At 36.2% G+C, this 22,774-nt stretch carries 21 protein-coding genes; 8 read left to right on the top strand and 13 right to left on the bottom strand.

Going from position 1 to position 22,774, the window contains the following annotated elements; translation table 11 throughout:
* Window positions 1-102 precede the first annotated feature (102 nt).
* Window positions 103-351 (bottom strand): hypothetical protein, encoded by a 249-nt coding sequence (locus AC1M36_RS11835; protein WP_479845900.1) that lies wholly within the window; start codon window positions 349-351, stop codon window positions 103-105.
* A 213-nt stretch (window positions 352-564) separates the two neighbouring features.
* Between AC1M36_RS11835 and AC1M36_RS11830 the strand changes: the two genes are divergently transcribed.
* From AC1M36_RS11830 to AC1M36_RS11820, 3 genes are read left to right on the top strand one after another with little or no spacing between them, the layout of a single operon-like run.
* Window positions 565-1,041 carry a DUF2975 domain-containing protein gene (locus AC1M36_RS11830; RefSeq protein ID WP_479845899.1) on the top strand — a complete coding sequence of 159 codons (477 nt, stop codon included), beginning with the start codon at window positions 565-567 and terminating at the stop codon, window positions 1,039-1,041.
* 10 nt (window positions 1,042-1,051) lie between these two features.
* Window positions 1,052-1,276: a helix-turn-helix domain-containing protein gene (locus tag AC1M36_RS11825; RefSeq protein ID WP_241819304.1), complete on the top strand. Its 225-nt coding sequence runs from the start codon at window positions 1,052-1,054 to the stop codon at window positions 1,274-1,276.
* A 15-nt stretch (window positions 1,277-1,291) separates the two neighbouring features.
* Window positions 1,292-2,083 (top strand): DUF817 domain-containing protein, encoded by a 792-nt coding sequence (locus AC1M36_RS11820; RefSeq protein WP_479845898.1) that lies wholly within the window; start codon window positions 1,292-1,294, stop codon window positions 2,081-2,083.
* A gap of 352 nt (window positions 2,084-2,435) precedes the next feature.
* On the opposite strand, the gene AC1M36_RS11815 is transcribed toward AC1M36_RS11820, so the two are convergent.
* The 3 genes from AC1M36_RS11815 to AC1M36_RS11805 all read right to left on the bottom strand — a co-directional run bounded on the left by AC1M36_RS11815 (window position 2,436) and on the right by AC1M36_RS11805 (window position 5,912).
* A complete protein-coding gene (locus AC1M36_RS11815) occupies window positions 2,436-3,968 on the bottom strand; it encodes a fatty acid--CoA ligase family protein (RefSeq protein WP_479845897.1) in 1,533 nt (510 codons plus the stop codon).
* A 210-nt stretch (window positions 3,969-4,178) separates the two neighbouring features.
* Window positions 4,179-5,168: a lipoate--protein ligase gene (lplA, locus tag AC1M36_RS11810; protein WP_336450917.1), complete on the bottom strand. Its 990-nt coding sequence runs from the start codon at window positions 5,166-5,168 to the stop codon at window positions 4,179-4,181.
* 9 nt (window positions 5,169-5,177) lie between these two features.
* Window positions 5,178-5,912: an MBL fold metallo-hydrolase gene (locus AC1M36_RS11805; RefSeq protein WP_336450916.1), complete on the bottom strand. Its 735-nt coding sequence runs from the start codon at window positions 5,910-5,912 to the stop codon at window positions 5,178-5,180.
* Window positions 5,913-6,115: 203 nt separating this feature from the next.
* On the opposite strand from AC1M36_RS11805, the gene yhfH reads away from it, so the two are divergent.
* Window positions 6,116-6,244: a protein YhfH gene (gene yhfH / locus AC1M36_RS11800; protein WP_000567010.1), complete on the top strand. Its 129-nt coding sequence runs from the start codon at window positions 6,116-6,118 to the stop codon at window positions 6,242-6,244.
* A 40-nt stretch (window positions 6,245-6,284) separates the two neighbouring features.
* Here the strand turns inward: yhfH and AC1M36_RS11795 are convergent, their stop codons facing one another.
* On the bottom strand, window positions 6,285-7,298 hold the full coding sequence (locus AC1M36_RS11795; RefSeq protein WP_336450915.1) for a LacI family DNA-binding transcriptional regulator: 1,014 nt from the start codon (window positions 7,296-7,298) through the stop codon (window positions 6,285-6,287).
* A gap of 199 nt (window positions 7,299-7,497) precedes the next feature.
* Here AC1M36_RS11795 and AC1M36_RS11790 point away from each other — a divergent pair, with 199 nt between their 5' ends.
* Both AC1M36_RS11790 and AC1M36_RS11785 read left to right on the top strand, forming a co-directional pair.
* Window positions 7,498-8,439 carry a helix-turn-helix transcriptional regulator gene (locus tag AC1M36_RS11790; RefSeq protein WP_336450914.1) on the top strand — a complete coding sequence of 314 codons (942 nt, stop codon included), beginning with the start codon at window positions 7,498-7,500 and terminating at the stop codon, window positions 8,437-8,439.
* Window positions 8,440-8,533: 94 nt separating this feature from the next.
* The gene (locus AC1M36_RS11785) at window positions 8,534-9,058 is read left to right on the top strand and encodes a DinB family protein (RefSeq protein WP_479845896.1); all 525 of its coding nucleotides are present in this window, start codon (window positions 8,534-8,536) and stop codon (window positions 9,056-9,058) included.
* An 89-nt stretch (window positions 9,059-9,147) separates the two neighbouring features.
* On the opposite strand, the gene AC1M36_RS11780 is transcribed toward AC1M36_RS11785, so the two are convergent.
* The 7 genes from AC1M36_RS11780 to AC1M36_RS11750 form a co-directional block, all read right to left on the bottom strand.
* Window positions 9,148-9,450 (bottom strand): DUF2087 domain-containing protein, encoded by a 303-nt coding sequence (locus tag AC1M36_RS11780; RefSeq protein WP_431613084.1) that lies wholly within the window; start codon window positions 9,448-9,450, stop codon window positions 9,148-9,150.
* Window positions 9,451-9,596: 146 nt separating this feature from the next.
* On the bottom strand, window positions 9,597-10,580 hold the full coding sequence (locus tag AC1M36_RS11775) for a carbohydrate kinase family protein (protein ID WP_479845895.1): 984 nt from the start codon (window positions 10,578-10,580) through the stop codon (window positions 9,597-9,599).
* Window positions 10,581-10,597: 17 nt separating this feature from the next.
* A complete protein-coding gene (locus tag AC1M36_RS11770) occupies window positions 10,598-12,070 on the bottom strand; it encodes a glycoside hydrolase family 32 protein (protein ID WP_479845894.1) in 1,473 nt (490 codons plus the stop codon).
* A 65-nt stretch (window positions 12,071-12,135) separates the two neighbouring features.
* On the bottom strand, window positions 12,136-13,584 hold the full coding sequence (locus AC1M36_RS11765) for a sucrose-specific PTS transporter subunit IIBC (RefSeq protein ID WP_479845893.1): 1,449 nt from the start codon (window positions 13,582-13,584) through the stop codon (window positions 12,136-12,138).
* Window positions 13,585-13,687: 103 nt separating this feature from the next.
* Window positions 13,688-14,671 carry a LacI family DNA-binding transcriptional regulator gene (locus AC1M36_RS11760; RefSeq protein ID WP_479845938.1) on the bottom strand — a complete coding sequence of 328 codons (984 nt, stop codon included), beginning with the start codon at window positions 14,669-14,671 and terminating at the stop codon, window positions 13,688-13,690.
* Between the two features lie 270 nt (window positions 14,672-14,941).
* A complete protein-coding gene (locus AC1M36_RS11755; RefSeq protein WP_336450907.1) occupies window positions 14,942-17,464 on the bottom strand; it encodes a YhgE/Pip domain-containing protein in 2,523 nt (840 codons plus the stop codon).
* 484 nt (window positions 17,465-17,948) lie between these two features.
* Window positions 17,949-18,521: a TetR/AcrR family transcriptional regulator gene (locus tag AC1M36_RS11750; protein ID WP_336450906.1), complete on the bottom strand. Its 573-nt coding sequence runs from the start codon at window positions 18,519-18,521 to the stop codon at window positions 17,949-17,951.
* Window positions 18,522-18,816: 295 nt separating this feature from the next.
* Here AC1M36_RS11750 and AC1M36_RS11745 point away from each other — a divergent pair, with 295 nt between their 5' ends.
* Window positions 18,817-19,269, top strand: a complete 453-nt coding sequence (locus AC1M36_RS11745) for a hypothetical protein (protein ID WP_336450905.1) — start codon at window positions 18,817-18,819, stop codon at window positions 19,267-19,269.
* 172 nt (window positions 19,270-19,441) lie between these two features.
* Entirely contained in the window at window positions 19,442-20,299 is an 858-nt protein-coding gene (locus AC1M36_RS11740; protein WP_336450904.1) for a hypothetical protein, read from the top strand.
* 38 nt (window positions 20,300-20,337) lie between these two features.
* On the opposite strand, the gene AC1M36_RS11735 is transcribed toward AC1M36_RS11740, so the two are convergent.
* A complete protein-coding gene (locus AC1M36_RS11735) occupies window positions 20,338-22,704 on the bottom strand; it encodes a DUF6359 domain-containing protein (protein ID WP_479845892.1) in 2,367 nt (788 codons plus the stop codon).
* Window positions 22,705-22,774: the final 70 nt, after the last annotated feature.

Raw genomic sequence — 22,774 nt, 5'->3', positions numbered from 1 at the left:
TATAACCTGTAACTTTTTTATACTGCGAATCATATGTACTACCCAAGATTTCACAAATAAAAACACTAAACGATTTGTCTAGTGTTTCTTATTTTTCTATATTTAAGAATGTAAGTGTACTTTTTTCTTATTTTGAAACAGTAAGGAATGCGCACTATTTACTTTTTTCTCCAAATAATCTAATGAATAAGTCCCAGAAGGGTCTGCTAAATCACCAATTGCTCCTGAAAGATGATCAATTATCTTTTGTAAAGTTTCTATATCTCTTTCTTTCTTTTTCCTATGCATTTCATCCATAATATCATAAACAAGGTGTTGTACTTTACGTAACCGCATTTCTTTTCTCTTCACAAAAGCCTCCTCCTCATCCATGCAATTCATACTGATTTAAATATATAACGTCACAGCTTAATCCATTCATGTAATCAGAAATACTTTTTATTTCCGTATACAACTAACATTTACTTAACAACAAAAACATCATTATAATAAATAAAAGTTTATTGTAAAACGATAAATAATATGTTAAATTCAAATTTATAATAAATAAGTGAGGTGCTTTTTATGAAACAAGTTTCAACGCTCTTTTTAAAGATCGCTGTTATGCTTATTGGAATTCCGATTCTTGCTTTATGTATATTTGGCTTACCTTGGTTAGCTAATAATCCAGTAAATCCAGATTATGCCTATATACTATATCCCATTTTAATCATTATGTATGTATCAGTGATACCATTTTTCGTTGCGTTGTATCAGGCGTTCCGACTTCTAAGCTATATTGACAAGAACAAAGCTTTCTCGAAATTATCTGTAAAATCTTTAAAAAATATAAAATACTGTGCAATCACAATCAGTCTCTTATATGCGGTAGGCATGCCATTCTTTTATTTCATGGCGGAGATAGACGACGCACCAGGTATCATACTAATTGGCTTAGTCATTATTTTTGCTTCAATGGTAATTGCAGTGTTTGCTGCTGTTCTTCAAAAGCTTTTAAAAGAAGCGATTGATATAAAATCAGAAAATGACTTAACGGTCTGAGGTGATGAACATGGCAATAATAATCAATATTGATGTGATGTTGGCTAAAAGGAAAATGAGTGTAACAGAACTTTCAGAGAGGGTTGGAATAACAATGGCTAACCTTTCTATATTGAAAAATGGAAAGGCAAAAGCAATTCGTTTTTCCACTTTAGAGGCAATTTGCAAAGCATTGGAATGCCAACCTGGAGACATTTTAGAATACAGAAATGACGAAGACAATCAAGATTCATAAAGTGAGGCGCAAATCATGGGAGCACTAAAACAACTCGTTCGTTTCGGCTTTGAGCAGGCTCTATCGTGTTTGTTTCCAGTCGTTATTTTCACATCTTTAGCGTTTACACAAATCGTGCCTCTTCCCTTCCTCACGCGATATGACTGGCTACTCATCATCTGTCTTCTGATGCAGTGGTGGATGGTGCGTTCTGGACTTGAAACACGTGATGAACTAAAGGTTATCACATTGTTCCATCTGATTGGACTTGCTCTTGAACTTTTCAAGGTACATATGGGCTCCTGGTCTTATCCGGAGGAAGGATATTTCAAAATTTTCGGAGTGCCTTTATATAGCGGATTCATGTATGCAAGTGTAGCGAGTTACCTTTGCCAGGCGTGGAGGAGGTTGAAAGTTGAACTCGTTAAGTGGCCACCGTTTTTCGTAGTTGTTCCTCTTGCAGCTGCAATTTATTTGAATTTTTTCACCCACCATTTTTGGATCGACATTCGTTGGTGGTTATCCGCACTTGTTATTATCGTCTTTTGGCAATCATGGGTCACATACGAGGTTGGCGGAACGCGTTACCGTATGCCACTCGCACTTTCTTTTGTACTCATCGGATTTTTTATATGGGTAGCTGAAAATATTGCAACGTTCTTTGGAGCTTGGAAGTATCCAAACCAAACCGATACATGGAATCTCGTTCATCTAGGAAAGGTGAGTTCGTGGCTTTTATTAGTGATTGTTAGCTTTCTTATAGTAGCGACGTTAAAACAGGTTAAGGGAAAAAATTCCACACAGGTAGATACTAGTCAATTTTTATAAAGTGAAACTTCAATCAGTGGGGGTTTTCTCCATCCCCCACTGATTGTTAGCCCTAACCAATCGGGCTTTTATGGGCTGTTTATCTCCCACCTAAACTTCTTCGCATTCTCTTACGTTTTGAGGTGGGAGTATTACAGCCCGTTAAAGCGGGATAAATAGCTTTTGACCATTTTTTAAGAATGCATGATATTCACTTAAGCCATAAGAGACTATTACGTAGCAAAAAATTCCATCTATATTCAAAACGATAGAATCCATTTTGATTGATTTTTTTCAAAATGGATTCTTTGAGTTTTCCGTAAAATACAGGTTTCTATTTTATTTTTGATCAAACTTCATTCCAAACCTACAATTACACCTTTAACGCCTTTTCCCGAAGCGCTCTTCTCAGTAATTTACCTGTCGTATTTTTCGGCAGTTCCTCCAAAAACTCGATGCTCTTTGGCACCTTATATTTTGCAAGGTGTAAAGAGCAGTAATGCATTAACTCTTCTTCTGTTACCGCCTCATTCTTCAGAACAACATAGGCGCGTACAGCTTCTCCTAAGTTTTCATCTGGAACACCAATCGCAACAACTTCCGCAACCGCTTCATGTTGATATAGTACTTCTTCTACTTCACGAGGATATACGTTATAACCGCCGACAAGTACAATATCTTTTTTACGATCAACAATATAGAAATAACCTTCCTCATCCATTCTCGCTAAGTCTCCTGTATACAGCCAGCCATCGCGAAGCACTGCCGCTGTGTCTTCAGGTGCATTATAGTAACCTTTCATTACATTCGGACCGCGAACAATTAATTCACCAACTTCGCCTACAGGTACTTCTTCCCCAAGCTCATTCACAATTTTATTTTCTACATGCCAAATATTCGTTCCAATTGATCCTGGTTTACGTGGGCGATCTAGCGGGTTAAAACAAGTTACTGGCGAAGCCTCTGATAGCCCATATCCTTCTGAAACAATAACATTAAAGCGATTTTCAAAGTTTTTCAGAAGCGCAACCGGCATCGAAGCTCCGCCTGAAATACAGAGACGCAGCGTCTGAACATCGTCTGCGCTTGCTTCTTCATATAAATATAGATAATTATACATCGTTGGTACGCCCGCAAATATAGTTGGCTTATATGTACGAGAAATTCGAAATACTTCTTTCGGACTAAACTTTGGTAACATTAAAATCGTCGCCCCGTTCACAATTGGTGCATTCACTGCAACTGTTAAACAAAATACATGGAACATAGGAAGTGCCGCAATAATACGGTCGTCCGCAGTATATTGTAAATACGCCGCTACATCACTGGCATTACTATATAAGTTTTTATGTGTTAACATAGCCCCTTTTGGCTTTCCTGTTGTTCCGGAAGTGTACAAAATAACAGCTACATCTTCTTCATCTAACGCAGGCCCTTCATATGATAGGTCGCCACTTCCTATAAGACTAGTAAACGTTTTCATTTTTTCGGTTTCTGTATGATTGAAATCTGATGAGGTTTCGCATATGATGATATGTTCGAGAGAAGGAAGTCTTGTTGTAAGAGATTGTATAACAGGTAGAAGGACGTCGAGTGTGATGATTGTTTTTACATCTCCATTTTGCAAAATATAATGCATTTCATCTGCTGTATAAATTGGATTAATTGGAATGACAGTTGCTCCAGCTTTCATCGTTCCATATAAACCAACTAAGAAATGCGGTGAATTACCAACAACTAATGCAACATTGTCCCCTTTTCCAATGCCCATTTTTGCTAAATTACTAGAAAACCTCGTGACCATTTCGTTTAATTGGTCATACGAGACCGACTGGTCCATAAATATATACGCTGGTTTCTCTCCTTTCTGTTTTGCTGTTTCAGCCAAAGATTGAACGAGATTCACACAAACCCCACCTTTATAAAATTTAGAAAATTTAAAAATTCTAAATACATTATATTAAAAGAAAATTCAAGTAGCAAGTAACATTCAAATACTTGCATATAAATGAGCATTCATTCATTTTTCAATGAGAGACTCTATTCATTGTTTTTATGCGCTTTTTTGCAACAAAATAAAAAACAGTCATACGAAAAATATGACTGTTTTTACCAATTAAAAGAATAGCGCTAAGAAATCTTCTTTTGTTATATTACCAAAATAGCGTTTTACATCCACATCTTCTAAAGCCGCGGCAAAAGCGTCCTTATCAAACTGAACACCTGTTAAACGCTCTTCAATATCATGAACATCTAGAACGCCGAAGAAATCACCGTATACTTTACATTCAGTTACTGTTCCCTTTGTTACCTCTAGGCGAACATCAACTTGTCCAACTGGGAAACGGTGTGAATGTTGTAAGTTGAATTTAGGAGATTTACCGTAGTTCCAATCCCAATTACGGTAGCGCTCTTCCGAAATTTTGTAGATTTCTTTCCAATCCTCTTCTGTTAGCTCGTATGTTGGAATTTCTGTTTCTCCTTCGAAAATTGTCTCAAGAAGCAGTTGTCTAAACTCCTCTGTCGTCATTTTTTCATTTAAAAATTCCGTAATATTCGCTACGCGGCTACGGATTGACTTAATTCCTTTTGATTGAATCTTGTCCATTTTTACTTTCAGTGCAGATACAACATGATCAATTTCAGAATCAAATAGTAATGTACCGTGACTAAACATACGACCTTTCGTTGAGAACTGTGCGTTACCTGAAATTTTTCGTCCTTCAGCTAAAATGTCATTACGACCGCTTAATTCTGCATTTACACCTAATTTCCCCAGCGCTTTTGTAACAGGCTCTGTGAATTTTTTGAAGTTATGAAAACTATCGCCATCATCTTTCGTAATAAAGCTGAAGTTTAAGTTTCCTAAATCGTGATATACAGCGCCGCCACCTGATAAGCGACGTACAACATGAATCCCTTTTTCCTTTACATAATCAGCATTGATTTCTTCGGCTGTATTTTGGTTTTTTCCAATGATAATGGAAGGCTCATTAATGTAGAACAGTAGGTACGTTTCATTAATATCTAAATTTTTCACACAGTATTCTTCAATTGCTAAATTAATTGTAGGATCTGTAATCCCTTTATTATCAATAAATAACATGTAATCACCTCATGAATTCCAAACGTAACCGCTATGCGCAAGCACAATAGGGCCACTAAAAATTTGTTTTGCTTCTTCTACTAAATCAGATGTGTTTCCTGCATGCGGCAAATGCGTTAAAAGAAGTTCCTTTACATTTGCTTCCTTTGCAATATTCGCCACTTCTGTACTATTCATATGCCCTGCTTTTGCAGCTTCCTGATGTGCATACATATTGCACTCACAAATAAATAAATCCGCGTCTTTTGTAAATGGAATGAATTCAGGAATGTAGCTGGAATCAGCGCTATATACGATCACCTGATCTCCCGCCGTAATACGCATCGCATAGCATATAACCGGATGAACTGTCTTTAAAAATGAAATCGAGAATGGTCCAATTTGAAGTGTGTCTTCCGGATTGTACACAACCCCTTTCGTATGCGGTTCATGTGTTAAAGCAGCGAATCCTTGCACATCAAAGCCATGCCCATAGATTGGCAATGGTGGTAATTGTCCTTTTGTCGCACTTGTAATTAACCTTGCATATTGCAATACCCCAATATCTGCAACATGATCGTGATGATAATGTGACAACAGAACTGCATCTATATCAGACGGTGTTATATATTTTTGAAGCTGTGCTAGTACACCACTACCACAGTCAACAAGTAAACGAAAACCATCGTGTTCAAATAAATACCCCGACGTTGCTTCTCCCGCTTCTGGAAAGCCACCCCAAAAGCCAACAACAGTCATTTTCATATGTATCCATCCTTTCTAACAACCAATAGAAATGTAGTATTCCTCCTCTAATGAGAAAGATTTTTACTTACACTCTACATTGTTAACTATAATCCATTTCCTAAACTTTTTCATTATTTTTCACTTTTGTTATAAAACAGTTGTTGACATTCGTTATTTGTACTAATACAATGATACTAAGAAATGGAAATGGAGGGATTTACATGATCGATCAACCAATGGAATTTTTCAGAAATTTGCCAACAAAAACTTGTGCGCACTGCGGGAAGGAAATTGATGAGCAACACGAAGCATATCATAATAAATGTGACGATTGCGTTCACGAAGAATAGTAGTTTTTAAACATAAGAAAAACCTAGCAGACATCGTCTACTAGGCTAGTAACATCGTATTCTTCATCGTTGAACCTTTGACTAAAAGCTCTAGTTCAAACTCATACAATTCTTTTTTTCGATAATTTTTCGTATGGATTTTATCCATCATTAAATCAACAACTTTTCGAGCCATTTCATCAATTGGCTGTTCAATTGTTGTAATACCAGGCTCTGTAATCTGTGATAAAATTTGATTATCGAAGCCAACTACAGCTAAATCATCAGGAATGCTCCAGCCATGGCGTTTCGCTTCTGCGATAATTCCAGCTGCGACTTCATCGCCTCCTGCCAAAATAGCGGTAGGATTTTTTTTGTCCTTTAATACTTCATGGAACATTCTTTTGCCATCTTCCCAAGAGAAAGCGTTTTCAAGAAAGTCAATTGCTTCTACTTCTTTGCTCTTCTCAGTGATTGCACGTAAAAAGCCCATTTTTCTTTGTTGACTCACTATTTTCGTTTCATTCCCGCGGCAAAAAATAAGATTGCGATACCCTTGTTCTAACACATGCTTCGCAGCGATATAAGCTCCTTGTGCATGATCAAATTTAACCGTTGGAATATTGGCTTCTTCAATATATTCATTACACAACACGATTGGACCGTGCTGTAAATATGGCTCTACATTCTCCCATGGATTCTCAAGTGAACATAAAATAATACCATCAACTTGTTTTGTTGATAACAGTTGTAAGTATTCCATCTCTTTTTCCGGTAAGTATCTTGTTTGACAAATAATCAGTTTATATTTATGTTCAGAAGCAGCAATCTCAATTGCTTCAATAAATCTACTGAAAAAAGGATTTGTAATCCTTGGAACAAGCACCGCAATTGTTTCTGTTTTTTGTTTTCTAAGCCGTCTTGCTGCAGAATTAGGAACGAAGCCTAAATGCTTCATCGCCAATTGGACCCTCTTTTTCTTCTCGTCTGATACATACGGATGGTTGTTAATCACCCGAGAAACCGTTGTTCTTGATAACCCCGCTAATTTCGCCACGTCCTCGATCGTTGACACGAAATTCTCCCCCTTTGTATGAAAACGTTTTCTTAAGTAGATTATATAGTATATTATTGGAAACTGCAATATGGATTCGCATGATTTTACTATATTAATATTATACATAGGAAAAAGTCTGTATATGCAGGAGAAGGAATTGTATCTTTCGAACACTCCATTGTACAGATTATTATTACGTAAATAAGGGTGATACATAATGAATCGGACCGATCGTTTACTTGCTATTCTCATAGAATTGCAGAGAAAACAACTTGTTACGGCCAAAAGCTTAGCGGAAAAATTTGAAACCTGTAAGAGAACGATATACCGTGATATGCAAGCACTGAGTGAATCTGGTGTCCCTATATTTTCGATGCCAGGACGAGGTTATTCTTTAATGGAAGGTTATTTTTTACCGCCTATTCAATTCAATCCTGAAGAAGCGGTAACCCTTCTATTAGGGAGCGATTATGTCCAACAAAACCTTGATTCGGGCTATGCTACACATGCAAAATCTGCTAAAGAGAAACTAGAAGTAATCCTTCCCCCTGAACAACAGAAAAAAGTCAAAGAGCTAAAAGGAACTTTTCGCTTCCTCTCTAATGCTTTTTTTCATCAAAAATCAGAACAAGAACAGTTAGAAAAACATCTTTTTCTATTGCAAGTAGCCATTCAAAAACAGCAATGCGTTTCTTTTTCTTATCGTAAACCGAATCAAGCTGATCAAACAAAGCGTACCGTGAATCCTTATGGCTTAGTCAATATTTCAGGAATTTGGTACATTGTTTCTCATTGCCTTCTGCGGCAACAAATACGTCATTTTCGTTTAGATCGTATGAGCGATTTACAAAAGGAACAGAAATTCTTTGCTAAACCTGAAGATTTCTACTTACCAGATTATCAACCAGTGAATACCCGAACCACTACGATTCATTTACTATTTCATTCTGCCGTCTCTCACAAAGTTATCGAATCCCGTTATTTTTATATAGATTCCTACCAACAAAAAGATGATGGCTTTCATGTATTTTTGAAATCAAGAAATATAGATGAAGTATTTTCTTGGATATTGAGCTGGGGAAGCCAAGTAAAAGTGTTAGAACCGACTATTCTGTCGAAGAAAATTCGAGAAGAAGCAAAGAAAATGCTACAAATGTAATTTTTTCTTTCCCTGCTGACATAATGGTGTCAACATTGCTCGTTTATAGTGATCTTTAAGAACTACATTTTATAAAAGAAAAGGAGCTAATTCTATGAATCCAAATGTCATTTTAGAGAAATTTGAAAGTTTAGCAACATACTATATTAACGAATTAGAAAAATACTCCCTTGAACAGTTTAGAAGAAAACCGGCCGAAGACGAATGGTCTCTTGGACAAATGTATAATCACTTACTTGCAGCTTCAAATATGCAATTAGATGCCATTGAAAAGTGTACAACTGATTCTGCAGCTATAGATGGTAAAAAAACAGATATGGGTGAAAAAGTATATAGTGCTGGCGCTTTTCCCCCGATACAAATCAAATTGCCAAATCGGCCTGGATACGCACCTGAAAATCCAACAGATAAAGAAATTATTAAACAAGAGTTGTTACAACTCATTGAGAAAATGAAAGAAATTGAGCCAAAACTCCCTGCGATTCCAAACGATTATAAAGTGGAACATCCAGGACTTGGATATCTAAACGCTGGAGAGTGGTTTCAATTGATTTTTATGCACTTTTCACACCATCTTCATCAGAAAGAACGCTTGGAACAGAGTATTATTCTAAAATAAAAGATGACCTTTCTTTACTTATTATGCCTAAGAGAACCGTTGTTAATAGAAATTATTCACAGCGGTTCTTTTTATTAATAGTTCTTTCCTTATAACTCTTCCCACTTCTTCCATTCTTGCTTTGGATTTATACTATACATACTTTCATTCCGATCCATAAATCCATGAATGATGAATTCTCTTCTAATCGTACAAAAATCTTCATGATGCTGTTTTATAAATGCATTTCCTTCTTTTTCTGTATATTGTTGTTCAGGATTTAATTTACTTATAAGGTACTCGAATATCACTAACTTTTTCTTCTTTTGACCAGGAATTGCTTTTAACTTACCATTTGCATCAAAAAAATTTCTAATGATCGTATCTCTGAATTTCACTTGACTGTCGCTCATTGCTGAAGTGAAGGTGGGGGTAGTTCAATGAGTAAATTATATAGTATATGATTAGAAACTGTAATACTACAGAATACAATTAAGTCACTTTCTCTTTCTTTATCTTTCATGCAAAAAAGAGCCGTAATGATACATACGACTCTTTTTTATACTTTATAAAGTGAAGTTTGAATCAACTCATTAATCCCTTCTTTCGTTGGAATAGAAGACATCGCTCCTTTTCCTGTCGTAGTAAGGGCCCCACTAGCATTGGCGAATGCTAGTATCTCCTGCCAATGCATATGAAGTATCTCTTCTACATTGTGTTGTTTTACTTCTTTCTCTAATAATTTATACAAACACCCACCAATGAATGCATCCCCTGCACCTGTTGTATCCTGTACTACTACATGATATCCAGCCAACTCATACTGTTTATTCTTCATATATAATTCCGCACCGTGGGATCCTTTTGTATAAATTACAGCTTTTACATCCCCTATAAATAAAGATGCAATCGCTTCTTTCGTATTACAAATCCCTGTAATAAATGTTAATTCTTCATCTGAAATTTTTATGATATGTGCACTTGGTATAAATTCTAAAATCGTCTTTCTACAATCTTCTGCATGTTTCCAAAGCGGTAGCCGCACATTGGGATCAAAACTAATAATCGCTCCTTTTGTTTTAGCAGAACGGATTGCTTTCACATGTGCATATTTCATCGGACTTTCTACTAAATCAACAGAGCAAAAATGAAGAATATCCCCTTCTTCAAACCATTCTTCATCTATTTCATTTTCACTAAACAATAGGTCTGCAGAAGGATTACGATAAAATGAAAAATCACGTTCACCATCTTCACGTAATGAGACGAAAGCAAGACCTGTATTCGCTTCGCTCGTTCTCGTAACCTTTTCTGTATTTACACCTACTTGCTGCAATTGTTCTAAAAGGAAGTCGCCGAATGCATCAAAACCCAATTGGGTAATTATAGATGCATTTCCTCCGTATTTTGCGACAGCAGCTGCTACATTTGCAGGCGCTCCCCCTGGAACTCTTTGAAACTCTCCCACATCTTTTAAAAACATTCCCTTTTGAACAGGAATGAAATCAATTAAAACTTCCCCAATCGCATATAATCGCTTCATACACTTCACCTCTTCTTTTATTCATAATCCCATCTTGTTGCTTGGAGCATTACACTTCCTTTATTAGCAAAGAAACGAATTGCAGTACTATCAGCTCTCGGGAAAATCCGGCTAGTAAATACTTCTTCCCCATCATTTATAAAGATTTCAACAGAAGATACATCTACAAATACATGAAATTTAATTGTTTGTGATTCTATTGAACACTTCCTCTGTGTCCCATAAGCCTCTCCTACTGCTTCGCCTGAATGTGCACGGTCTAATATAACTTTTTTCTGAACAGCATCATACTTAACGATTGTTCCCTCATTTTCACTTGCTCTCACTATAATTCCATATTCATCTGCATTGTTATTTTCAAATTCACAAATCATTTCATATGATTTCCCTGTAAATCCTTTGTACATTTTCTGTTCGCTACATATTCTATCCTTTATTTTATACTCCCTTTTACGAAGTACTTGCAATTCTTTGATTGGACGCTGAATAAGTTTATCTCCACGAACAAGTAATTCCCTTGGTAATGTCAAACAATGCGCCCAACCATTTTTATCAGTTGGATAATTTATTTCTGGTAACCCCATCCATCCAACTACAATACGTCTGCCCTCTGGATCAACTGTTGTTTGCGGGGCATAAAAATCAAACCCTCTGTCTAATTCATGAAAGGAGCCGTGTGACATAAACATTTGTTTTATATCTAACTTGTCTCCAAGAATATAACCAGATTGAAAAATATTTTCATAATGATCTCCTTTAGCGTTTAAACCTTGTGGAGAAAATAATAGGATGCCTCTATCCTCTACTTCAAAATAATCTGGGCATTCCCACATATAACCGAAGTGATTTAAATCCGTTTGTATTTCCCCTTCGCACTGCCAATGTAACAAGTCAGGAGAAGAATACACTACAACACACCCTGTCCCATTTTTCCGCTGTGCCCCAATAACTGTATAAAATATCTCATCTTTTTTAAAGACCTTCGGATCCCGAAAATGATCTGTATATTCATCTGGTACCTTATCAATAACAGGCTGTTCTAACTTTGTAATTTCCCCTGCTTCATCCATAACAGCAATACATTGATATGGCTTTCTTACCCAATTTTCATCACGAGTATTACCCGTATAAAGTAAATACAACTTCCCTTCATGCTCAATTGCACTTCCCGAATAAGCGCCATGACTATCGTAATCATTTGTCGGTTTAATCCCTATACCAACATTTTTCCAATGAACAAGATCTGTTGATTTCGTATGATACCAATACTTTAAACCGTGCACAGGTCCGAGCGGAAACCACTGATAAAATAGGTGGTATTCACCATTATAATAAGAAAACCCATTTGGATCATTCAGTAGACCTGTTTCAGGCTGTATATGAAATGTTTGTCTCCACAAACAATCGTTTACTCTTTCTTTTAAACTTTGCATTTCTTCGTCGCTTACTTCTTCAATCCGACGATAACGTTGTTCTTTTGTCCATATCATTTCCATCAAACTCCCTTAATGAACAAAGAAGAACCTTATCATTCTCCTCTGTTCATTACAATAAATTAAGCTGCATCTTTTTGAGAAGAGTCCATTCCCCGCTTTTTTGCTCGTTTTGCTAAAAGAAGTGTTACACCAAAAGCCACTATGAAAGAAATTACCATTCCAATTACATACGGGATAATACTATCTGGTCTAATAGAAATAATACCAGGCAACCCAGCAGCTCCTAATGCAATCGCTTTTACCTTATAAAAGGTTACAAAGGCAGATGCAGTTCCTGCACCAATAATCGCTCCTATAAACGGATATCTTAATTTTAAATTAACACCAAACATCGCTGGTTCTGTAATACCTAAGAGGGCAGAAATCCCTGCTGCTGAGGCAACTCCTTTCACTTTGTTATCTCGTGTAACTAAAGAGACTGCAAGAGTTGCTGCGCCTTGAGCAACGTTAGACATTGCCGCAATTACAAATATGAATGAACCACCTGTTTTTGCAACATCAGCAAGTAATTGTGTTTCCACTGCAATAAAACTATGGTGCATACCTGTAATAACAATTGGTGCATACAGTAATCCAAAAATACCGCCACCAATAAATCCAACTGTATCATATAACCAAACAATTCCATCTGTTAACAAATTACCTGCAGAACGTGTAATGGGTCCTACTACCGTAAATGTTAGTAAACCTGTAACAAAAATCGTTAATAAAGGCGTCAGAAGGTTATCAAGTGCCGTTGGAATAACTCTTCTTAAATATGTTTCTATTTTCGCTAAAATAAATGATGCCACGAGAACTGGTAATACAGTGCCTTGATACCCTACTTTCTCAATACTAAAACCTAGTATATGCCAAGCCGGTACTTTGTCAGCCAATAAAGCTGCCCCATATTCATAACCATTCAGTAAATCTGGATGGACCATTAACATACCAAGAGCTGCCCCAAGATAAGGATTCCCGCCAAACCGTTGTGTTGCCGAGAAACCTATTAAAATGGGTAAGAATACGAATGCTGCATTTGCGAATGTATTAATAAGAGCTGCTAAATCTGTAATTTGAGGATTTGCTTCTACTAATGATTTTCCTGCAATAAATAAGTCTTTTGCTGTTAATAAATTATTAATCCCCATTAATAATCCGCCCGCTACAATAGCTGGAATAATAGGAACAAAAATATCAGAAAGCATTTTGACAAACCGCTGAAGTGGATTCAACTTTTTCGTCCCAGCAGCTTTCACGTCTGTTGTAGACATCCCAGAAATCTCTGTCAATCTTGCAAACTCTTTATACACTTCGTTCACAGTTCCTGAACCGATAATAACTTGAAACTGTCCTCCCGTAGAGAAAGTCCCCTTCACCTCATCCATACGATCAAGTTTCTTTTGATCCACTTTCCCCTCATCATGTAGAACTAAACGTAAACGGGTTGCACAGTGTGCCGCTGCCGATACATTCTCTTTACCACCAATTGCATCTAAAATTTCTTTTGCAATTTGATTGTAGTTCATAATGCTCCCCCTTTATTATTTTTATTTTTGGAACCGGTTCCAAAAATAATTCTAATTAAAACCAGTCATTGGAACCGGTTTCAATTAGATTATATGCTCACGTTTATATATTGTCAACGCTTTCTCTTTCAATTATTTCGTATTGTGATACCGAAATTTTTTCTACTGCTTCTTCATTTACGAGTTTTACAATATTTCGAGCTGCATTTTGTCCAGCTTCTTTATAATAAAATTTCACAGTTGTTACAGCGGGGTGAATCACTCCTGTTACTTGATACCCCCCAAAGCCAGTAATAGACAAATCTTTAGGTACTCGCAACCCTTTCATATAGGCTGCTTTTAGTGCACCGAGCGCGATATTATCTGTTGCACACACTAAAGCAGATGGACGAAATTCTTCAATAATTTCAGAGGCTTTTTCAATTGCATCTTCAATCTTAAAACTTGTTTCGTAATATTTCACTTCACATCCGTCAGCTTCTTCTACTGCTTGTTTGAAGCCTTGCTTTCGCTTTATACCAACTGCAATATCGTGCTCTGTTACACCTAAATAACTAATTTTTTTATGCCCTCTCGCCAAGATATATTGTCCTATGTCATAGGCTGCTCCATAATCATCATGAATAAAGCTATACACCTCTTGATGCTGCTGTCCAACAAGCATCACTGGTATATCAATTTTACGAAACGCCTCGATATGCCGATCAGTAACTTGTGCAGCCAATAAAATAATCCCCGCGACTTTTTGATTAGCCAATGTATAAATATTTTCAATTTCTCGTTCCAAATCTTGATTGGAATTCGATATTAACATTTGATAATTTAGCTCTCTTAACTGTTCATCAATACCGATTAATGTGAGCGATGACGCATAAGAATCCAAACGCGGGACGATTGTACCAATAATATTCGTTTTCTTCGCCTTTAAACTTTGAGCAAATGTATTCGGAACATATCCTGTATCTTGAATTGCACGTTCAATTTTTCGTTTGGTCCCATCGCTGACAGACCCTCCATTCAAATAACGAGAAACCGTACTCTTTGCAACCCCCGCTATTTGCGCTATATCCAAAATCGTCTTTTTCATCATTTCATCTCCATATCCGATTGCTTACTATGTCAATTTCACATTTCCTATATTACAACTTCTAAGAAATCAACCTTTTATAAATAAAATTCAATATCCTTTTGCTCAAAACCTTATAGGCCATTCTATTTTTATCATAAGTATAAAGTGAATTATTCTATTTAGAAAGTTTAATGGAACTATTCACCTTTTTACGTAAAATATAAAACAGTCCTTCACTTGATGAAAAAATTAAGTGAAGGACTGTTCCTCTTATTTCTATGATTGACCTCAAACTCCCTGACTATATTCTGCTTCAGTCAGATTTCCATATTGCCGCTTATGCATCCAAGTCAACGAACCAATTGTTCCAAGCGATAACACAACAATAAATATCATCAATATACCTGCATTTTGCCACATAAACCCGAAATCTCCACTTGATACAACTGCTTTAAATCCGGACACAGAATATGTCATTGGTAACCATGCATTAAATACTTGTAATGGTTTTGGAATTAACTCAAGTGGGAATGTACCCGCACTTGTTGTTAATTGTAGAATTAATGTTAAAATCGCGATAAAACGTCCAGCGTCGCTGAAGGTAGTTACTAAGAACTGAATTAACGCGATAAACGATATACTTGTCAGAATACTAAACAATACGAAATATGCCACACTTTGTACTTCAATACCTAATCCTAATAATAGTACAGCATCTGCCACAAGCGCTTGAATTACTCCTACTGCAAGTAGTACACCGAACTTACTAATAAACCAGCTAAATCCTGATTTTGGTCTACCAACTGTCTCACGTAATGGGAACACAATCGATAAAAGAAGTGCCCCAACGAATAGACCAAGAGATAAAAAGTATGGTGTAAATCCTGTTCCATAGTTAGGAACTTCTGACATCTTCTCCGTTTGCACTTTCACTGGATCTGCAAACATGTCGTATGTTTTATCTGTTCCTTTTACTTCACTCGTTTTTTCTGCACCTTCTCCTAATTTTTCAGCGAGTTCACCAGTTCCGTCATTTACTTTGACTAAACCGTCTGTTACTTTGCCAGAACCATCTGCTAATTTGTTTACTCCGTCGATTAATTGGCTAGAGCCATCTGATAATTGATTTAAGCCGCCTGTTACTTGATCTGAACCGTTTGCTAACTTGTTCACACCTGCTACTAATTGACCGGATCCATCTGATAATTGATTTATACCTCCATTTAGTTTACCCGCTCCATTCGCTAATTCACTTACTCCACTCACTAGTTTCGGACCATTTTCAGCTAATTGATTTATACCATCATTTAGTTGCTGACTTCCAGTTGCTAATTTCTCTGCTCCAGATTTAGCCCCATCTAACCCTTTACCAAACTCTTGAAAATTAACGACAAACTCATTTTGCCCTTTTGTTAATTGTTCAACACCACTAGCTAAAGCGTTAAGATTCTCAGGGTTCGGTAATTTCGTTTGTAAGCCGTTTGCCGTTTCCTTTACTTTGACCGTTAACTGTGATACCTCTCCTTCAAGTTTAGCGGTTGCACCTGCTACTCCAGCTGATTTCTTTTGCACAGTAGCTGTGCTATTTTCAACATTTGTTATAAATGGCTTTAACTTATCTTGAGATTCCTTAGGTAACTTTTCAATTTGCTCTTTTAAAGCAACTACATCTTGTACTGCTTTATTCGCATCACCTGCATTTAACTGGGCAACTTCATTTAATTGATTTACTTTTTCCACCGATCCAGTAATTTGTTCAGTTGCTTGTTTCAATTCAGCTGGCATGTTAGTTTTCATATCTGACAATCCTGCTGTAGCATTTTGCAATTGATTATTTAAATCTTGTAATCCTGTTTGAATTTTTTTTGCTCCTTGTTCCAATTGTCCTTGTGCACTACCAAGTTGTTTCATTCCACTTGAAAGGTCGGTAGTACCTTTTTGCAACTCACCAGATCCACCTGAAGCACGTTTTAAACCATCATTAAATTGAATAGATTTACCTGCTAGATTATTTAGCCCTTCATATAATTGACCAGATCCATCCACTAGTTTACCAATTCCGCCTTGCAGCTCACCTGATTTATTTACTAATACACTCAAACCATTACTAACTTGACTTGAACCACCTTTTAATTTATGGATCCCTTCTATCATCTCACTAGACTTCCCTTGCAACGTATACAAGCCATCTGTTACTTTTCCAGAACCGTCTTGCAACTCCCCAGCTCCGTCATGTAGCTTATTTGCTCCATCCTTTGCATCAGCAAATCCTTGTGAAACATCTTTAATAGAATCAAACATTTTCTCTGCATACGTTTTTGTTAACGTATTGGAAACTTCACCTTTAATTTTTTCAATCGCAGTTCCGCCGATTTGTGAAGATAAGAAGTTTAAGCTTTCATTTGGAATATATTCTAAGTTTAATGGTTTGGGATTTTCTTTGAGCAGCGTTGTTGCATGATCTGAGAAGTTCTCTGGAACTCGCACCAACATATAATATTTTCGATTTTCCATCCCTTCTTTTGCTTCTTTTTCACTCACAAACTCCCATTTAAAATTTTTATTATCCTTTAACTTATCGACTAATCCATTCCCAACTTCAATTGGTTTCCCATCAAAGACTGCCCCTTTATCGAGATTGACTACCGCAACTGGTAAATCATCTAACTGTTCATATGGATCCCAAAACGCCCATAAAAACATGCCCGCATATAAAAGTGGTACAAATAAAACGGCTATAATCGGTATTAAGACTTTTTTGCTCTTTATAATCTCTGTAAATTCCTTGCCAAGCAACGTAAATCCTCTCATGATTTCCCCTCCTTTTAAATATGACCATAATGTTCAATTAGTCATTTCGAAGCAAATAAAAAGGTTATATCCTGTTATACATATTACCTAACTCTCATAATCTTCTCTCTATACTATGCACCTTTTTATTTCATATGACTATTTAATCCATTCGGTCAATGTAAACAAATAAAACATTATCTTTTCACAACCTCATATCCCTCCCCTCTTATATATATCCAACTTGTTTTTCCGACGTATATATCCATTTTGATTTTCAAACACCTAAGTCGCGGCTATGAAAACAAAAGAAGACCTCCACTCGCTTTCTCCTTTTGTTCTCACTTGGCATGGGGCTAAAAAAGGCACTGACCGCTTCTATGCATGGCCGGATGCTCTCTCCCATCTAAAAAGAATGGTTTGATGTTCATTTTTTAATTCGGATTTATACATTATTGACCAATTTGTTCATTTAGTCATATTTAACTATAATAAAAGGATTATCTTAATTTGACAATCCTTTTAATAAATAAAGTTCAAACAGTTCTGCAATTCGCTCTTTATCTAATGGTTCATGATTTTTTTCCCAATCAAAAATAAGGGATACGTATAAACGAAGCATAATAAATGCTGTAATTTCCGGGTCACATTTACTAATCTCACCCTTTTCAATCGCAACTTCTAAATAAGATTGAATAACGGATACAATCTCAGTCTCCACTTGCTGCATACCCTCTTGTACTTCTTTCGTACCCATATCTCTTTCTTCTTGAATGAGTTTAATCATCAATTGATGTTCTTTTCTGAATTCTAAAATACGATATAATGCTTTATGTACATTTTCAAAAAATGAAACATCTGGACGAATTGCATCTTTTGCAACTTGTTTCATTTCTGTAATTAAGTTAGAAATAATTTCTCCAAACAATTCTTCTTTATTTTTGAAAAAAGTATAAATTGTTCCCTTTCCAACATTCGCTAATTTTGCAACTTGATCCATTGTTGTTGCTTTATAGCCAAATGCTGAAAAGGATTTTGTTGCAGCTTCAATAATAGAACGTTTTCTATCAATCGCCACATCTCCACCTCCAAAATGACCGTTTGGATAATATAGTCAATTAGTACATTTTTGATATTATCACGGTTTCCCGTTCATTACAAGTTCTCTTTTTATTTATTGCCAATATAAAAAATTCCAATCGATGCATACACAATACATTATACCATTGTCATAGTGTATCAACAAAAACTTGAACGATAAAAAGGTTTGTTTTGTACAGATTGATTCAGCTTCCCATTACTTCATCAGCTTGCTTCTAAATATATGTAGACAAGCATAAGTTTAAACAAAAATGTAAGGAGGATTAAGCTGGATGAAGCGTTCAGAAACGCTAGTGAGTAAACGCCTGCGGCAAATCAAAATTGCTAGTTTATTTCTTATGCTGTTTTTAATTGTATGGGTTGGATATGTGAAATTCCTTTATGGAAACGGATTTCTTTTAGAAAAAAAGAATGTAGTTGAAGCAATCAATCCTACTATTACTGCAGATATGGAAAAGAGCTTTGGTGTAGATTTGCAAGGGTTCCGTAAAACCAATATGGATACCTTGATTAACTTCAGTAAAACTGATCGTAGCGAATTATCATTAATTGAATTAATCAACAAATCTTGTGCGAAACAGTGCGTAGGAGAGCCTGCGATATATATCAAGTTAGATCATGGGTATGTCCTTTACAAAGAATCTAGCGGGATGAATATCGTTTTAGAAATTAAGAAGAACGATGAATGGAGGATAGAAAACAAGCAAGTTAAAAAAGGAATTTAAATGGATCATTTATTTTTAGGGCAAGGAGAAATAAGAGCCCCCGAAGTTTATATCACAATACAAACTTCCCCTCTTTTTTAAATTCTCAATGAAAAAACAAGAATTTTTTTACATTTGATAGTAATATAGAACATAGACATATTTATTACAAATAGTGGGGGCTAGTTCAATCATGATACGTGCACTTCGTTTACATATAAAACAAGCCTTTTTCAATAAGATTTCTCTTACTCTCTTATTTAGTTGGTTCATTCTTGTTTCAATTTATCATTATTACTACATCATTCAATATTTAGGAGGCGAACCTGACGAGCTTTTCACAACAGCTTATAAATGGATTGGCTTTCGCGATAATGAAATGGATGTGTATTTACTGTTAATGCCCGTACTAGCAGCACTCCCTTTTAGTACAAGTTATAACTTTGATAAAGCTGATAAATTCAAATCATTTGTAAGTAAAGAGATTTCCTTTTTTCCTTATGTATGTACGAAATATATCGTTACCTTCCTAATCGGGGGTCTTCTTTATATTCTCCCATTTGTATTTTCATTGTTGTTTTGTAAGCTGACAATCCCAGATGGTAGTCCTACGCCCACCTTGGGTATGATAAAGGACAATAGTATGTTTGCATCATTATACTTCTCTTCTCCCATCACTTATATCTCCCTATATATTGGGATAAATTTTTTATTTGCTGCTCTGATGGCAGTACTCGGTCTCTCTGCATCAATATGGTCAAAAAAAGACTATATGGCAATTCTATTTCCTTTTGCGATAAGCTCATTGCCATATGTGATTTTAAATGTCGTATTCCCTACGATTGGTGGCGCACCTATTCATTTATATGATCCAAAACAGCCTCTCCAAGGAATGTCACCTTATATTTTAGTCGTACAATGCATACTATTTTTAGGAATTAGTTTATTTATGTATATAAAAGGTGTATATAAAGATCAAAAAAAATATATGCGTAGACTGCAAAGAAGAATGCGCTGTAAAAAGTCGATTCAAAAATCAATTGGTATGTAATACAAATATCCCTTGGCAACGTTGCCAAGGGATATTTTTTATGAAGCTTTTTTCAAATCAATTTGCGCCAGTACTGGATCATGATCGCTTACACGGCCATGTTCCTTCATAATGTTTGAATTTAAATGTACCGGATCTACAACCGTATGCGGTGCAATGTTATTTGTTACTAAAATGTGGTCTAATACTTGTGCGTTTCCATCATGAATATATGTGTAACGATTTTTTTTCGAAACCGTTTCTAACATATCTTTCATTACATCACCTTTTAATGCTTGCAGTGGTTTTGAGAATTCAAAGTCGTTCATATCCCCAACTACTACAACTGGTGCATTTGCATCTCGATTTTGAATGCCTTTTACAAAGCTGTTCACTTCCTTAGCAAGCTGAATTCGCTTCTCTTCACTCTTTAATACGAGCGGCTGAATTTTTCCAAACGGCGTCGCATCCCCAATTTTTGAATTTAAGTGATTGGAAACAACGACAATATTTTGTCCTTGGAATGTAAACTCAGCAGCTAACGGTTTACGAGTACTTTCAAATAATGGATTTTCTTGTCCAATACGCGTTGGATTTGTTTCTAATAACTGTGGCTTAGCTGCTAATTTTACACGTGATGGATTGTAGAAGAAACCAACGCGAATGTTCGCTCCTGGTGCTCCCCCGTCTTGATTGTTCCCAGGAGCAACTTCTACATATTCATACTTTGGCCCGCGAATTTCTTGTACTGCATCAATGATACGTTTTGCACTTAAAGAAGCATCTGTTGTTCCATCATTGACTGCCCCATTGTTATCCTGCATTTCTTGCACACCAATAATATCTGGCATTTTCAAATTATATTTGATGGAATAAGCAAGTGCTTTTACCTTCTCATCAGATGTTTCTTTTTTATTCGCTGAGAAGTTTTCGATGTTGTATGTTGCTACTGTTAACTTTCCAAGGCGTGGTTGAATATTTGCACCCACTTGTTTAAATCCACCATCTGTTACGGATGGTAACTCTGTCGTCGGTGAAATGCGATACGCACCGTAGTCATATCCAACTACACCTGTGATATCTCCAGTAAACTGATCTCCAACTTTCGCTACATAATCGCGAGATACTTTTAGAGAAAGACGCTCTGGATTTAGTTGGTTTTCATCTAATAGCGGCGTCCCATATTTCGTTACGACTTTGTCACTACCATTTGCAACTGTTACATATAGATTTCCATTTTTTTGCGGTGCAATAATTTTTGGAGTTTGCATTGTCACACGCATACCTTCTACACTTTCATAAAAATCAATTGCATCTTCATTTGGATCGAATACGCCAAATGCATCATTATCAATGATCTGATCTGGTATCTTTACGCCGTTTTCACCTAACACAACAGCAGGTGGCAATTGTTGATTCTTTGCTTTTACTAGGGCGCGGCTTGCTTTAATTTCTGTAATTGCTAAATCTGTTTCAAATTTCTCAGCATATCCAGGTCCAATGAATTCTTCCACTTCTCCATCCACTTGAACAAGATCTCCTACTGCAACACTCGCATCTTTCTTATAGACATAAATTCCTTCTGAAGTTGCTGGGTCTTCGTCAGGCTGCGGTTCTTCCATGTAAAAACCGTACTTATCTAACGCTGTTACAACCCCTTCTACATTTCGTACTTTCTTCCCATCATAAGGAGAAATATGCGATTTCCCTTGAATATCATGAATACGGACTTGCTCACTTTTTACAACTGTAAAAGAAAATGTTGAAACCGATGAAGATGTAAGACCTTCCTTCACTGCAATTGCCTTCATAACACTGTTTTCGTCTAATACAATCGGTTCATTATAACGAATACTTTTATCTGTTGGGACTGATCCATCTAATGTATAGTAGATCGTTGCTCCCTCTGTATTTGTTGTTAATGTAACTGCTGTCCCTTTTTCAATTTCTCCACCATTTGGTGATGCAGTCACATCGCTCACACGGTTTTCTGTTTCCCCTTCAAACTTATATGCTATCACTGATTTTAAACCAGGACTACTAAAATATAATTCAAGTGTCCCTGTTAATTGAACTTTCTTCCCAACATTTTCAGGATGATCTTTTACATTCACTGCCGTTCTCACGTCACCTTTTGGCAACTGAACAGGCATAATTTTCTCAGGATCTGTCTCATTTGGAGAATCTGCAATCGCAACATTCGTATCTCCAAACTTCGCTGGATCCTTCGTGTAATTAGAAGGACTTTGTGTATATCCAACAATATACCCTTCCACTACCCCTTTACTTTTTCCTTGCTGCTTAAACAGTTGAATCGCACTAGCCACTGATAACGGAGCATTTTCATCCGCTTTTACGATCGTGCCAGTAAATGAAATCAGCAGTATGAATGACAAAACAATACTTACTACTTTCTTCACACCCATCTTCCTCCCCTAATTTTATATTCTCTCAGCATGTACTATCATAACAAAATGTTCTTTATAAAGAATGTAT

It is taken from the genome of Bacillus sp. Medicinal_06, from assembly GCF_056711665.1.
This window is presented reverse-complemented; position numbering and strand designations above follow the sequence as displayed.